At 59.5% G+C, this 12896-nt stretch carries 15 protein-coding genes; 9 read left to right on the top strand and 6 right to left on the bottom strand.

Annotation, left to right across the window (positions count from 1 at the left end; translation table 11 throughout):
- Positions 1-46: 46 nt before the first annotated feature.
- Entirely contained in the window at positions 47-1078 is a 1032-nt protein-coding gene (locus tag Q1A63_RS18895; protein ID WP_298974516.1) for an FAD-binding oxidoreductase, read from the top strand.
- 76 nt (positions 1079-1154) lie between these two features.
- Positions 1155-1571 (top strand): VOC family protein, encoded by a 417-nt coding sequence (locus Q1A63_RS18890; protein WP_298974515.1) that lies wholly within the window; start codon positions 1155-1157, stop codon positions 1569-1571.
- Here Q1A63_RS18890 and Q1A63_RS18885 read toward each other — a convergent pair.
- The 4 genes from Q1A63_RS18885 to Q1A63_RS18870 form a co-directional block, all read right to left on the bottom strand.
- The gene (locus Q1A63_RS18885) at positions 1568-2110 is read right to left on the bottom strand and encodes an NAD(P)H-dependent oxidoreductase (protein ID WP_298974513.1); all 543 of its coding nucleotides are present in this window, start codon (positions 2108-2110) and stop codon (positions 1568-1570) included. The genes Q1A63_RS18890 and Q1A63_RS18885 overlap by 4 nt on opposite strands.
- A gap of 113 nt (positions 2111-2223) precedes the next feature.
- On the bottom strand, positions 2224-2892 hold the full coding sequence (locus tag Q1A63_RS18880) for an OmpA family protein (protein ID WP_298974512.1): 669 nt from the start codon (positions 2890-2892) through the stop codon (positions 2224-2226).
- A gap of 133 nt (positions 2893-3025) precedes the next feature.
- Entirely contained in the window at positions 3026-3892 is an 867-nt protein-coding gene (locus Q1A63_RS18875; protein WP_298974510.1) for a bifunctional helix-turn-helix domain-containing protein/methylated-DNA--[protein]-cysteine S-methyltransferase, read from the bottom strand.
- Positions 3893-3943: 51 nt separating this feature from the next.
- Complete coding sequence (locus tag Q1A63_RS18870) at positions 3944-5029, bottom strand: Hint domain-containing protein (protein WP_298974508.1); 1086 nt, start codon at positions 5027-5029, stop codon at positions 3944-3946.
- A 146-nt stretch (positions 5030-5175) separates the two neighbouring features.
- On the opposite strand from Q1A63_RS18870, the gene nth reads away from it, so the two are divergent.
- The 3 genes from nth to Q1A63_RS18855 are packed head-to-tail and all read left to right on the top strand — an operon-like array spanning position 5176 to position 7402.
- Entirely contained in the window at positions 5176-5820 is a 645-nt protein-coding gene (nth, locus tag Q1A63_RS18865; protein ID WP_298974506.1) for an endonuclease III, read from the top strand.
- Positions 5817-6803: an adenosine kinase gene (locus Q1A63_RS18860; RefSeq protein WP_298974504.1), complete on the top strand. Its 987-nt coding sequence runs from the start codon at positions 5817-5819 to the stop codon at positions 6801-6803. The genes nth and Q1A63_RS18860 overlap by 4 nt, the downstream gene beginning before the upstream one ends.
- 2 nt (positions 6804-6805) lie before the next feature.
- The gene (locus tag Q1A63_RS18855) at positions 6806-7402 is read left to right on the top strand and encodes a GNAT family N-acetyltransferase (protein ID WP_298974502.1); all 597 of its coding nucleotides are present in this window, start codon (positions 6806-6808) and stop codon (positions 7400-7402) included.
- Here the strand turns inward: Q1A63_RS18855 and Q1A63_RS18850 are convergent.
- Positions 7399-7881 carry an RNA pyrophosphohydrolase gene (locus Q1A63_RS18850; protein WP_298974501.1) on the bottom strand — a complete coding sequence of 161 codons (483 nt, stop codon included), beginning with the start codon at positions 7879-7881 and terminating at the stop codon, positions 7399-7401. The two genes, Q1A63_RS18855 and Q1A63_RS18850, sit on opposite strands and share 4 nt — an antisense overlap.
- The gene (locus Q1A63_RS18845) at positions 7878-8324 is read right to left on the bottom strand and encodes a GNAT family N-acetyltransferase (protein ID WP_298974499.1); all 447 of its coding nucleotides are present in this window, start codon (positions 8322-8324) and stop codon (positions 7878-7880) included. The genes Q1A63_RS18850 and Q1A63_RS18845 overlap by 4 nt, the downstream gene beginning before the upstream one ends.
- A gap of 108 nt (positions 8325-8432) precedes the next feature.
- Between Q1A63_RS18845 and Q1A63_RS18840 the strand changes: the two genes are divergently transcribed.
- From Q1A63_RS18840 to Q1A63_RS18825, 4 genes are all read left to right on the top strand, one after another.
- On the top strand, positions 8433-10460 hold the full coding sequence (locus tag Q1A63_RS18840) for an NADPH-dependent 2,4-dienoyl-CoA reductase (protein WP_298974497.1): 2028 nt from the start codon (positions 8433-8435) through the stop codon (positions 10458-10460).
- Between the two features lie 106 nt (positions 10461-10566).
- Positions 10567-11097: an RNA polymerase sigma factor gene (locus tag Q1A63_RS18835; RefSeq protein ID WP_366524384.1), complete on the top strand. Its 531-nt coding sequence runs from the start codon at positions 10567-10569 to the stop codon at positions 11095-11097.
- Positions 11094-11831, top strand: a complete 738-nt coding sequence (locus Q1A63_RS18830; RefSeq protein ID WP_298974495.1) for a hypothetical protein — start codon at positions 11094-11096, stop codon at positions 11829-11831. The genes Q1A63_RS18835 and Q1A63_RS18830 overlap by 4 nt, the downstream gene beginning before the upstream one ends.
- A 151-nt stretch (positions 11832-11982) precedes the next feature.
- Entirely contained in the window at positions 11983-12888 is a 906-nt protein-coding gene (locus tag Q1A63_RS18825; protein WP_298974494.1) for a LysR family transcriptional regulator, read from the top strand.
- The last annotated feature ends 8 nt before the right edge of the window (positions 12889-12896 follow it).

The raw sequence follows: 12896 nt of genomic DNA, 5'->3' as shown, positions 1-12896 counted from the left end.
TCGCCGAAAACTGGCGCGACACTGTGCGACATGACAAGGATTTGCAATGGTCGATATCACCATACGCGGCGCAGGTATTTTCGGCCTGTCGATCGCGTGGGCCTGCGTGCAACGCGGTGCAAAGGTCCAGATTATCGACCCCAACGGTGCCGGGTCTGGCAGCAGTGGCGGCGTGGTCGGCGCCCTGGCCCCGCATGTGCCGGAGAATTGGAATCCGAAGAAAGCCTTTCAACTGGACAGCCTGCTCATGGCGCAAAACTTCTGGCAAGAGGTTGAAGCAACGGGTGCGGTCTCTGCGGGTTACACACAGTCCGGGCGGATCCAGCCGATTTTGGACGCAGCGGGGCTGGCGCTTGCAAAACAGCGGACGGAAACGGCGCGGGTCCACTGGGAAAACAAGGCAACCTGGTCCGTCGAAAAAATCGGTGATGACGCCTGGATGCCCGCGTCACCAACGGGATGGGTTATCCGGGATACATTGAGCGCACATCTGCATCCGCGCCGCGCCTGCGCCGCTTTGGTCGCAGCCCTGGCGGCACAAGACGTCCCGATCACCTCGGAAGGGAAAGAGCGCGGCAAGGTCATTTGGGCCTGCGGTGTTGAAGGCCTGTCCATGCTGAACGAAGAACGCCCGCGGTTGGTGGGAAATGGTGTGAAAGGGCAAGCTGCGCTCTTGCAATTTAACGCACCAGGGGCGGCCCAGATTTTTGCAGATACGGTGCACATCATCCCGCATCTGGATGGCACGGTCGCCGTTGGCTCGACCTCGGAGCGTGATTTCGACGACCCGCGCAGCACCGATGAAAAACTGGACGAAGTCATTGAAAAGGCACGCAATGCCGTTCCAGTGCTGAAAAACGCACCCGTTGTTCAACGGTGGGCTGGTGTACGTCCACGCGCGCGCAGCCGCGCACCCATGCTGGGGGAATGGCCGGGCCGAACCGGGCATTTCATCGCAAATGGCGGCTTCAAGATCGGTTTTGGCATGGCGACCAAAATCGCGACCGTGATGGCCGATCTTGTCCTGGAAAACCGCAACGACATACCGCAAGGGTTTGAGGTCAGCGCATCGTTTTGATTGTCCTGCGCTGTTTCAGCGTGCAAGTTTACCACGACATCCGCGCCCAATCACGCCGACATATAAGGAAACGCTCATGCCGCATACCGAGATACAATGTCGCGTTCGCGCGCTGGATCATCTGGTCCTGACGGTCAAGAGCATTCCCGAGACGGTCCGGTTTTACACGCAGGTCCTGGGAATGCGCGGCGAACAGTTCGAGGTTGCGGATGGATCACGCCGCTGGGCGCTGCTTTATGGTCAAAGCAAGATCAACCTGCATCAGAAAGGACGGGAGTTCGAGCCCAGAGCTGCGCACGCACATCCCGGCACGGCGGATTTGTGTTTTTTGACGGATGCGCCCATCGACGCCTGGATGACCCACCTGGCAACACATCAGATCGACATCGAGGATGGTCCCGTGCAACGGTCCGGCGCCATCGGCCCGATCATGTCGCTCTACCTCAGAGACCCAGATGACAACCTGATTGAAGTCTCCGTGCCGCAGGTTTAGCGGTCCACTTCGGCACGCAGAACCTGCATCAGGGCCGTAAGCTCCCGTATGTACATCTCCCCGGTCAGCTTGCCGTCTTCGTCAAACTGAGCGCCGCAATTCGCAAGGTGTATTTCCGGGCCTTGCAAAATCCGCGGACGGAAGGGCACCATAAAGCCCCGCAAAACCATCTGTGCCCGTTCCCCTCCTGCGCGACCCGCAGCGGCGGACATGACGGCGACAGGTTTCCCGTTCCACGGTTTCGCCTTTGTACGGCTGATCCAATCAAGGGCATTTTTCAAAACACCTGACGGTCCCTTGTTGTACTCGGGCGTGGCAATCAGCACCGCGTCGGCATCGGCGATATCGTCGGAGAGCTTTTGCACGGCTGCAGGCACCCCCTGATCGCTCTCAAGATCGCCGTCGTAGAGCGGAAACCGCAAGTCTGCGAGATCGAAATCGCAATCTTCGAACAGACGCGCCGCTTCACGAAGCAGCTTGCTGTTTGCAGAGTCTTTGCGCAGCGATCCGGACAGCCCAAGAACAGTGTATTTCGCCATAAATATGTCTTTCCGATACCAAAGGATTTCGCGACATCCTGATGGCAATCGGCCAAAAGACAAGAGCCCCGGCAGATTACCGGGGCTCTTTGATGCAGTTTTTCAGATATCGCCTACGCAGCGTTCGGCACGATGACGATTTCCACCCGGCGGTTCTGGGCTTTTCCGGCAGCATTCAGGTTGCTGGCAATCGGCTGGTTCTCACCGCGCCCGAAGGTCTGAATACGTGCACCGGATACACCTGCGTTCAGCAGCACACTGCCCACGGCGCTTGCGCGGCGTTCAGAGAGCTGCTGGTTATAGGCCGCATCGCCATCGCTGTCGGTGTGTCCGATGATCTGGATCGTGGACTGCGGATATTGCTGCAGGTTGCCGGCAACCGTGTAGAGATCGTTTTGCAAATCCGGGCGGACGGCAAAGCTGTCTGTGGCAAAGAGAATATCCTGAGGCAGGCTCACGATCAGACGATCACCGGTGTTGGTGATGGTCACGTTGTCATTGCCGAGCTCTCTGCGCAGATCCGCTTCTTGCCGGTCCAATGAATATCCGATCCCGGCGCCCAATGCGGTGCCGACAACGGCCCCGACAATGGCGCCATCGCCGCGATTGCCGTCACCCTTTGACAAAGCGCCAAGCAAGGCACCGGCACCCGCCCCGATCAACGCACCCTGCTGCGTTCTGGGCGTATTCGAATTGGCACCAATCTGGTTGGGATCCGTACAAGCGGCCAACACCAGCGTGCCCGAAAGGGCCACGATCAAAGTGGATTTTGTGAATGTCATAGCGTACTGCCTTCAATGGTTGCGGCCCCGTTCGGGCAGGGCGTCTTGATGTGAACGCATCCTATATGGCCGCAGTTCCTGCTCAAACCAAGGGGAAAAACCGTCGGCAATAACCCGCCACTGACACAAACCATCAACTTTCCGCGCGCACCGCCTCATAGGCCAGCATGGCGCGTTTCATGGGCAGGCCCCAATGATAGCCACCCAACCCGCCGGATTTACGCAACGCCCGGTGGCACGGGATCAGCCAACTGATCGGGTTACGGCCCACCGCAGTACCGACCGCGCGCACGGCGCGCGGCTTACCAATGGCCTGTGCAATCTCGGAATAGGTTGTGACCTGCCCCGAGGGGATGCTGAGCAGGGCCTCCCAAACCTTGATCTGAAACGGCGCGCCGATGAGGAAAAGCGGGGCCGTGTCGAGCGTGCCATCACCGGCCCCGAAGGCCTGCAAAACCCACGGGCGCAGCATCATTGGATCCTCTACAAAATCAGCTTTGGGCCACCGCGCCAAAAGGTCCTGCAGGGCAGCCTCCTCCCCCATTTCTGCGGCGAAACCAATGCCACAAATCCCTTTATCCGTGCCCATAACAATGGTCGGCCCAAAGGGGCTTTCGAACCATCCCCAGAAAATCTTCAGACCGGCCCCACCGCGGGCAAATTCACCGGGGCTCATCGATTCCCACCGCACGAAAAGATCATGCAGCCGACCACTGCCAGACAGACCCAGCGCATGGGATGCCTCCAGCGTGGTGAATTTTTCGCGCAGCAGGGTCTTTGCGTGGCCCAGCGTCAGATATTGCTGATACCTTTTGGGCGACACGCCCACCCAGCGTGAAAAAAGACGTTGGAAATGGGCGACGCTCATCCCCATCTCAGCGGCAATGGCGTCCAGCGACAGGGGGTCTTCGGCCTGATCAATCAGATCAATGGCGCGCCGCACCACCTGATAGTGATAGGCTGTTTCCGATGTATCGGGGAGTGTTTGATGCTGTGTCATGCCCGCACATTACAAAATGCGCCCGCATCGCGCGACCCGAAACCTGCTGTTTCAGGCGCTTTGCTTTTCGACAGCGTGGCGTTGATCCACCCCAGCAACTTTGACCGGTTCAATGAGTAGCCGCGCCTCTTTTCGCGACAGACAGGGGCGCGCTGTGCGCTGGTCGTATAGCTCCGGACCCAACACAGCCTTCAACCGCGCAAGGTTTTCCGCCGACATGCGTTTCAATGCTTCGGGGCCGGGAAACATCGTCTCCACCCATGCACCTTGTGCAACAATGACTTGATGCCGCGCGCAGACAATATGCGTGACCGTGTAGTCCTTTTCCGGCGAAATCTGATGTGCCACACCGCGATCCAACCATGCCTTGGCCGGTGCCAGCACCTCGCTCTCGAAATAGAGCAGTTCCGCCCCCGTTGACGTTAACAGCACCCGGTGATCGCCGGTTACATGCAAATCATGGGTGGGGATGTTGGTGCTCAAAGACCCCGCAGGAATGCACAACGGACGGTCCTCAGGGTTCTTGATAAAATGACTGTATGGGATCCGCGTGCGTCCGATCCAAAGAATGGGCTGATACCCGTGATCGCGGGTCAGAACCATGTCCGAGGTTTCCAGCCATTCAACCGGGATTTCACCCTCCTGTGTCTGGATCATCGTGCCCGGCCCAAAACACGGCACGCTGTCAGCTTCGTAGGCTGCGTAAGTTTGCCGCGTGTCATCGCCATCCGGTCCGCCCAGAAGGTTGTCGATGTCCCGCCCACCAACATATGAATAGCTTACGCCCGGTTGCAGCGGCTCGGATGGGACATATCCCATCTTCACCCCGTCAATTTCGATCCTGTCGATTGTGACATACGATCCATCGGGTGCTTGAAGCACCGCGTATTGCTCCCCATAGATCAACCCGGACGAGACCGGTGTGCCATCAGGCATTGTGACCACACCGGTCTGGTTGGCATCCTCGCCCACCTCGTCATTTTTCTCGTCACCGTCCAGGAAATTATCGTCATCCGTGATTTCAAAACGCACCCGGTCGGTACGGAAATCATAGTTCGAATCCAGCGTGAAACTGCCCGTATTGGGATCGTAGACAAGCGCGTCCGACGAGTAGCCATAAAATACACTGGTCGGCACCGCGGCCTCCTCGCAACAGATGAATGCTGAACCTGACACATGTTGGTGAATATCTTGCTTAAAAATGCTGCGGCTTTTGAGACGCATTTTAAACATCGGCCATGGTTGGCCTTGCTCCCTGCCCGGAATCCTCCCATACCGGAAAAATGGCAAAACAGCTTGGTTATCATACAATCCGCGAGATTTTCACGCGCTTTCAGGACGCAGACCCGGAACCCAAGGGCGAACTGGAGCATGTGAATGTCTATACTCTGGTCGTGGCCGTGGCGTTGAGTGCACAGGCGACGGACGCCGGCGTGAACAAGGCCACGCGCAAGCTTTTCCAGATCGCCGACACCCCGCAAAAGATGCTGGATCTCGGGATTGAGGGGCTGACCGAACACATCAAGACCATCGGCCTTTTTCGGCAAAAGGCCAAGAACGTCATCAAGCTGAGCCAGATTCTCGTCGATGACTATGGCGGCGAGGTGCCCAACAGCCGTGCCGCGCTTCAGGGTTTGCCGGGTGTCGGGCGCAAGACGGCCAATGTGGTCATGAATATGTGGTGGCAGTTCCCGGCGCAGGCGGTCGACACCCATATCTTCAGGCTCGGCAACCGCACCGGCATCGCGCCGGGCAAAACCGTCGAAGCCGTCGAGCGCGCCATAGAGGACAATATTCCGGCTGATTTTCAGCTGCATGCCCACCATTGGATGATTTTGCACGGGCGCTACCACTGCAAGGCCCGCAAACCGATGTGCCCCACCTGCATCATTCGTGATCTCTGCCCATTTGAGGACAAAACCTTATGAAAACCTACGAAGTTGTTGGCATCGGAAACGCCGTTGTTGATGTGATCACCCATGCTGATGACACCTTTCTCGACCATATGGGCATCGAAAAAGGCATCATGCAGCTCGTGGATCAGGGCCGGTCAGAAAAGCTCTTTGCGTCGATGAACGACCGCTTGCAGACCCCCGGTGGGGCTGTGGCCAACACGGTGGCGGGCGTTGGCGCTCTGGGGTTGCAGACCGCGTTTATCGGCCGCGTCCGCGATGATGCCCTGGGCCGGTTTTACGCCAGCGCGATGACCGACAATGGCATCGATTTCGTGAACCCGCCGGTGGCGGATGGGGAAACACCCACATCGCGTTGCATGATTTTTGTGACCCCGGATGGGGAGCGGTCGCTGAACACCTATCTGGGCATCTCCACCGGGCTGACTTCGGACGACGTGCCGGTGCAGGTCTCCGGCAATGCGCGGATCATGTTCCTGGAGGGGTATCTCTTTGATCACGATGCGGGCAAAACCGCATTCCGTGAAGCGGCACGCGCCACCAAAGCCGGCAATGGGATTTCAGGGATCGCGATTTCGGACCCGTTCTGCGTTGAGCGTCACCGCGCGGATTTCCTGTCCCTGATCGAACATGATCTGGATTACGTGATTGGCAATGAGCACGAGATCAAATCGCTCTACGAGACCGATCTGGAAACAGCGCTGGCGCGGACGGCTGACATCTGTCCGCTTGTGGTCTGCACACGCTCCGGCGATGGCGTCACCGTTCTGTCCGACGGCCGCCGCATCGATGTGCCGGTGCAGGAGGTCATTCCCGTCGATGCGACGGGCGCTGGCGATCAATTTGCCGCCGGGTTCCTTTACGGTCTGGCCACCGGACGCGATCTGGAGGTTTGTGCGCGTATGGGCAATCTCTGTGCAGCAGAGGTCATCAGCCACGTGGGCCCCCGGCCTCAGATCGACATGAAAGAGGTGTTCCACAAGGAAGGCCTCGTCTGATCATGCTGACGGACGGGTTACATGCCATTCCACCGGGCAAGGTCGCGATGATCGTGACCTATCTGGAGATGACATCGAAACCCGAGATCAAGCACAGCACCCTGCCCGAGGGCGTTGCGTTCCGGCAGGTGGATGCGGCGCTGGACTGGTACCGCGATATCTTCAGGCGCGTGGGGTCGCTGGACTGGCTGTGGTACGGGCGGTTGACGCAGAACGACGCGGATTTGCTGCAGATCCTGAACGATCCGAAGGTGGAGATCTTCACCCTGTCCCGTGATGGACAGGACGAGGCCTTGCTGGAGCTTGATTTCCGTCAGGACGGTGCCTGCGAGCTTGCGTATTTCGGGTTGACCTCAAACCTGATCGGAACCGGTTCGGGGCGTTATCTTATGAACGAAGCGATCCGACGCGCCTGGGCAAGGCCGATCTCCCGGTTTCACGTGCACACCTGCACCATCGACAGCCCGCAGGCGCTGAGCTTCTATCGACGCAGCGGATTTACCCCGATACGACAGGCGGTGGAGATTGACGACGATCCGCGTGTCATTGGCGTATTACCCGATACCGCCGCGCCGAATGTGCCCAGCTTCCGTCCCTAGATCAGCGCGCTGAACTCATCCATGACGGCGGCATAGACGTCACGCTTGAAAGGCACGATATTATCGACCAGCGCATGGGCGGGCAACCAGCGCCATTCCGAAAACTCAGGGTGCTCGGTGGCGATATCGATCTGACTGTCCTCACCTTCAAACCGCATCAGGAACCATTTTTGCTTCTGCCCCCGGTAGCGGCCTTTCCAGAGCTTTGGCACCAGATCGAAGGGCAGCTCATAGGGCAACCATTGATCGCTGGCCGCCACGACACGCACCAGATCCGCCGTCACACCGGTTTCTTCCCAAAGTTCGCGCAGGGCTGCGGCTTCTGCCGCCTCGCCCTTGTCGATCCCGCCCTGCGGCATCTGCCAGGCGGCAATCTGGCTGTCCCGGCGCTGGCCCACGAAGACCTCGCTGTTGCGGTTGATCAGCATCACACCGACGCATGGCCGGTAGGGTAGCTTCGCAATTTCTTCGGGGGTCATTTCAGCCTCTTCTCCATTTCAGCGCGCGCCAGGCTTTGCCCATCGCGCACAACCGTCTCATGATGGATAACCAAAAACCCCATTGCCCGAAAGGCCGGTTGCGCCATGAGGCTTGCGTGGATCCACAGACGCGGCTCCTGTCGTCCCCGCGCCCACTGCTCAATACAGTCGTAAAGCTTGCGGAAGAGCCCAGTGCCCTGATGCTCCGGCAAAACGAACGCAAGATCGATGTAGCCCCCCGGTTCCACGGTCATGAACCCCGTAATCCGACCATCGCTCTCAGCCACCAAGGTCTCCAGCCGCGCCAGCCGCTCCCCCGTTGGCGGCTCGGGCAACCACGCGCGGCGCTGCGCTTGGCTATAGGGGCTTGGCCCCTCGCGCACAGCGGCAAAGAAGACCTGCGCCAGTTCCGGTGCATCTGCGGGGGCTGCCCATCGCAACATGGTCCTGCTCCTTGTTGCCACGATCCTTTCATGTGACGCGGCGTTCGACGTGACAGCGCATATGTGAAAATGTGATCTCAGGGCAACCAAAACCGGGGAGGGTTTCGCATGGCCAACTATCCACATCTACTGGCACCGCTTGATCTGGGCTTCACCACGCTCAAAAATCGGGTGCTGATGGGGTCCATGCATACCGGTTTGGAAGAGACCAAGGACTGGAACCGTGTCGCGGAATTCTACGCGGAGCGCGCGCGCGGCGAGGTCGGCCTGATGGTTACTGGCGGGATTGGCCCCAACCTCGAAGGATCGGTTTTGCCCGGCGCGGCGATGATGGTCAGCCAGCAGGATGTGGACAATCACAGCGTCATCACCAAACGCGTGCATGAGGCCGGTGGCAAGATCGCGATGCAGATTTTGCACGCAGGTCGCTATGCCTACGGGCCCAAATGCGTGGCCCCTTCTGCGGTCAAATCCCCCATCTCCCCTTTTCCGCCCGCAGCGCTGGACGCAGAGGGCATCGAAAAACAGATCGCTGATATCGTGGCCTGTGCGCAGCGCGCGCAAGAGGCCGGGTATGACGGGGTCGAGATCATGGGGTCGGAGGGGTACTTCCTGAACCAATTCCTCGTCACACACACCAACAAACGCGAGGACGCGTGGGGCGGGTCCTATGAAAACCGCATGCGCCTGCCGATCGCGGTAGTGCGCCGGGTGCGCGAGGCGGTGGGCACCGATTTTATCATCATCTACCGGCTGTCGATGATTGATCTGGTGCCCAATGGCTCTACTCATGAAGAGGTCGTGCAGCTGGCGCGGGAAATCGAGAAGGCCGGTGCGACCATCATCAATACGGGTATCGGCTGGCATGAGGCGCGCATCCCGACCATTGCCACCTCGGTGCCACGCGCCGCCTTTGCCTGGGTCACGAAAAAGCTGATGGGCAAGGTCGGCATACCGGTGATCACGTCGAACCGGATCAATACGCCCGAGGTGGCCGAAGAGGTGCTGGCGGAGGGTTGCGCCGATATGGTGTCCATGGCGCGCCCGATGCTGGCCGATGCCGATTTCGTGGCAAAAGCCATGGCGGGGAAATCCGCACAGATCGCGCCCTGCATTGCCTGCAATCAGGCTTGTCTGGATCACACTTTCAGCGGCAAAATCTCCAGCTGTCTGGTCAATCCGCGCGCCTGCTATGAGACCGAACTGCAGATCACCCCAGCCGAAGCGCTCAAATCCATTGCCGTCGTTGGCGCCGGACCGGCGGGGCTTTCCGCCGCCATGACGGCCGCGGAGCGTGGCCACAAAGTGACGCTCTTTGACCGGGCCGCGGACATCGGCGGCCAGCTCAACATGGCCAAACAGGTCCCCGGCAAGGAAGAGTTTTGGGGGCTGGTGGACTGGTACCGCACCATGGTCGACGATCTGGGCATCGATCAGCAGCTGGGCCGCGAGGTCGGCGCGTCGGATCTGAAAGGATTTGACGAGGTGATCGTCGCCACCGGCGTTGTGCCGCGCGACCCGGAAATTCCCGGCCAGTCCGCACCCCATGTGGTCAGCTACATTGATGTGCTGCGCGGCAAGGTCGCGGTGGGTAAACGCGTGGCCATCGTCGGCGCAGGCGGCATCGGGTTTGATGTGGCAGAATACCTTGTGCATGAAGGCACCAGCCCTACCGAGAGCCTGCCAGATTGGATGCGCGAATGGGGCGTGGCGGACCCGGCTGAGCACCGATCCGGCCTCGCCCCCGAAGGCCCGCAACCGCACGCCCCCGCACGACAGGTCACGCTGCTGCAGCGCAAGGCGGAAAAGCCCGGAAAACGTCTGGGCAAGACCACCGGCTGGATCCACCGCGCAGCGCTCGCGATGAAAGACGTCAAGATGATCGGCGGTGTGAATTATGAACGGATTGAGGACAGCGGCATCCTGGTCTCGCACGGCGAGGCGCGGGAAAACCCAACGCTGATCGCGGCGGACACCATCGTGCTCTGTGCCGGTCAGCTCTCTGATCGCTCTCTGGCCGATACGCTGGAGGCGCAAGGGACCCCCTGCCATGTCATCGGCGGTGCTGATGTTGCCGCCGAGCTGGATGCCAAACGTGCGATCAATCAAGGCACTCGCCTCGCAGCAGCGCTTTAGACACGGCATGTGATGAAGCGAAAGTGACACAGATTACAATAGGCTGACATTGTTGGCGCGCCCTGGTTCGCGTAACCTGCATCGATCATGACGCAGGACAGAAGCCATCGGCCTTTTTAGCAATACCTCAAGCGACAAAGCGGTACGGGAGGGGCTGCCCGATGCCTATCCGGCGCTCTGGCGGTTTTGCATCTCGCTGACCGGTCGCAAGGATTGGGCGGAGGAAGTCGCGCAAACGACATGTCTTCGGGCCATCGAAAAGGCAGATGGGTTTGAACCCGGGACCCATCTTGACCGCTGGCTGATGCGGATCGCACACAGGCTTTGGCTGAACGAGCTGCGCGCCCGCAAGGTGCGCACGGCGAGCGGGCTTGTGCCTGTGGAGGAGCAGGATCTTGCAGATCAGAAAAATAACAGCGCGGAGGCGAATATTTTCGTTTCTGAAGTGTTTTCCCAGATAAGCGCCCTGCCTGATGCACAGCGACATGCGGTCACGCTGGTTTACGTGGAAGGAATGAGCTACCGCGAAGCTGCAGACATCATGGAGATACCAATCGGCACCGTGATGAGCCGATTGGCCGCTGCACGCAAGACGCTGAACACGAAGATGCCGGATGAACAAAGGTCGACCCTATGACGGACGCCGCACATATCACGGACGAAGACCTGACGGCCTACCTTGATGATGAGGTAACCGCTGAGATGCGTGCGCGTATCGAAGCGGCGCTTGCGGCGGATCCCAAAATCAAGGCCCGGCTGACGGGATTGACCTTGGATATCGCCAGCCTGCGCCGCGATATGCTGGCCAGCTACCCGCCCGCACCGCCGCTGCCGGAAATGCCGGTCGCACCAACTGCGCGCAGTTCCACCGGCATATTCGCCATCGGGCTGGTGGCAGGGCTGGCCATCAGCGGGATCGTCTTTGCCTCATTCCTTGCGCAACCTAAGCCCGCCGAAGGATGGGCCGGTTTCGTGGCAAGCTACCAGATGCTTTACACCGCCGAGACGCTAGATGTGGTGGATCAGAGCGACGCGGACACCCGCGCGCAGCTGCAACGCGTCTCCGCCGCAGTGGATCTGGACCTGAGCACCCTGCCCGAGATCGATGGGTTGACCCTGAAACGCGCGCAGGTCCTTGGATTTCGCGGACAACCCCTGGTGCAGATTGCCTATCAGGATGCAGATGGCACACCCGTTGCGCTGTGCATCATTCTCGCTGACGGGCAGGCACCGCTTGCCCTAACCGAAGGCGAGGCAAGAGGTCTTCAGACCGTGCGCTGGAACCGCGATGCGCATGGATTTCTACTGATCGGCGACATGGATCCGGCACCGCTGCGACAGGCAGCAGAGGTTTTTGCCGCGGCACTTTAGGCGCGATTTTCCGCCGGAATTGTGGCCATCGCGTTTCCACGCCCTCAACGATCCATGCAAAAACCGCGATACTGTCTCACCTCCGCCGCGTTCCTGCCCGAATTGGTGCGCATAACCATTTTCGGAACTGACAGAATAAAAGGGGAAGGCAATGGACCGCCTCACGGAAATGGAAGCATTCGCCACGGTAGTGGACCAGGGCGGCTTCACTGACGCGGCCAAAAAGATGGGGATTTCAAAATCTGCTGTCTCAAAACATGTGTCTTCCCTCGAAGCGCGCCTCGGTGCGCGCCTGCTGAACCGGACAACCCGTCGGGTCAGCCCCACAGAAATCGGTCTGGCCTATTATGACCGCGCCCGCCGTGTCCTGAATGACGCGGGCGAAGCGGATGCGCTGGTCACATCCATGCAAAGCGCGCCCTCCGGCCTGCTGCGCATCTCCGTTGCGACAGATTTCGGGGTAAATCACCTGTCGCCCGTGCTCAGCGAATTCCTGTCCGATTTCCCGGATATTACGGTCAATATGGTGCTGAACAACCGCTATGTTGAGCTGATCTCAGAAGGCTTCGACATGGCCGTGCGCATCGGAGAGCTGGAAGACAGCTCCCTGCGCGCCCGCAAACTGACTGAGACCACAAAGCGTATGATCGCCAGCCCGGAGTATTTTGAAAAATACGGGCGGCCGGAAAAGATCGACGACCTGAACAACCACAAACTGCTGCATTACTCCAACCAATCCTCAGGCAACGTGTGGAAACTGACAGCCCCTTCGGGCGAAAAACGTCAGGTCCGTACCGCGGGCTGGTTAAGTGTGAATGACGGGCAATCCTTGCTGAACGCCGCGATTTCCGGTCTCGGCATCGCCTATCTGCCCAGTTTTCTCTATGCGGACGCCATGGACAAAGGGCTGATCGAAGACGCGATCCCTGACCTGCCCCTGGAGACCCAAGGCATCTATGCGGTCTACCCGCCCGGGCGTTTCACGCAGCCCAAGGTCCGTGCCTTTATCGACTTCCTCGTCCACGCCTTTGCCGAAAAAGGCCCCTCGGACTGGTAATCAAATCT

Origin of the sequence: uncultured Roseobacter sp. (genome assembly GCF_947499265.1) — a bacterium.
GTDB lineage: Bacteria > Pseudomonadota > Alphaproteobacteria > Rhodobacterales > Rhodobacteraceae > Roseobacter.
The sequence above is the reverse complement of the archived record's forward strand: the minus strand, read 5'-3'. Positions and strand labels throughout refer to the sequence as shown.

Excerpts from the sequence above, each read along its gene's own strand:
- Q1A63_RS18895 (WP_298974516.1), top strand. The coding sequence starts at position 47 with ATGGTCGATATCACCATACGCGGCGCAGGTATTTTCGGCCTGTCGATC.
- Q1A63_RS18890 (WP_298974515.1), top strand. The coding sequence starts at position 1,155 with ATGCCGCATACCGAGATACAATGTCGCGTTCGCGCGCTGGATCATCTG.
- Q1A63_RS18885 (WP_298974513.1), bottom strand. The coding sequence starts at position 2,110 with ATGGCGAAATACACTGTTCTTGGGCTGTCCGGATCGCTGCGCAAAGAC.
- Q1A63_RS18880 (WP_298974512.1), bottom strand. The coding sequence starts at position 2,892 with ATGACATTCACAAAATCCACTTTGATCGTGGCCCTTTCGGGCACGCTG.
- Q1A63_RS18875 (WP_298974510.1), bottom strand. The coding sequence starts at position 3,892 with ATGACACAGCATCAAACACTCCCCGATACATCGGAAACAGCCTATCAC.
- nth (WP_298974506.1), top strand. The coding sequence starts at position 5,176 with ATGGCAAAACAGCTTGGTTATCATACAATCCGCGAGATTTTCACGCGC.
- Q1A63_RS18860 (WP_298974504.1), top strand. The coding sequence starts at position 5,817 with ATGAAAACCTACGAAGTTGTTGGCATCGGAAACGCCGTTGTTGATGTG.
- Q1A63_RS18855 (WP_298974502.1), top strand. The coding sequence starts at position 6,806 with ATGCTGACGGACGGGTTACATGCCATTCCACCGGGCAAGGTCGCGATG.
- Q1A63_RS18850 (WP_298974501.1), bottom strand. The coding sequence starts at position 7,881 with ATGACCCCCGAAGAAATTGCGAAGCTACCCTACCGGCCATGCGTCGGT.
- Q1A63_RS18845 (WP_298974499.1), bottom strand. The coding sequence starts at position 8,324 with ATGTTGCGATGGGCAGCCCCCGCAGATGCACCGGAACTGGCGCAGGTC.
- Q1A63_RS18840 (WP_298974497.1), top strand. The coding sequence starts at position 8,433 with ATGGCCAACTATCCACATCTACTGGCACCGCTTGATCTGGGCTTCACC.
- Q1A63_RS18830 (WP_298974495.1), top strand. The coding sequence starts at position 11,094 with ATGACGGACGCCGCACATATCACGGACGAAGACCTGACGGCCTACCTT.
- Q1A63_RS18825 (WP_298974494.1), top strand. The coding sequence starts at position 11,983 with ATGGACCGCCTCACGGAAATGGAAGCATTCGCCACGGTAGTGGACCAG.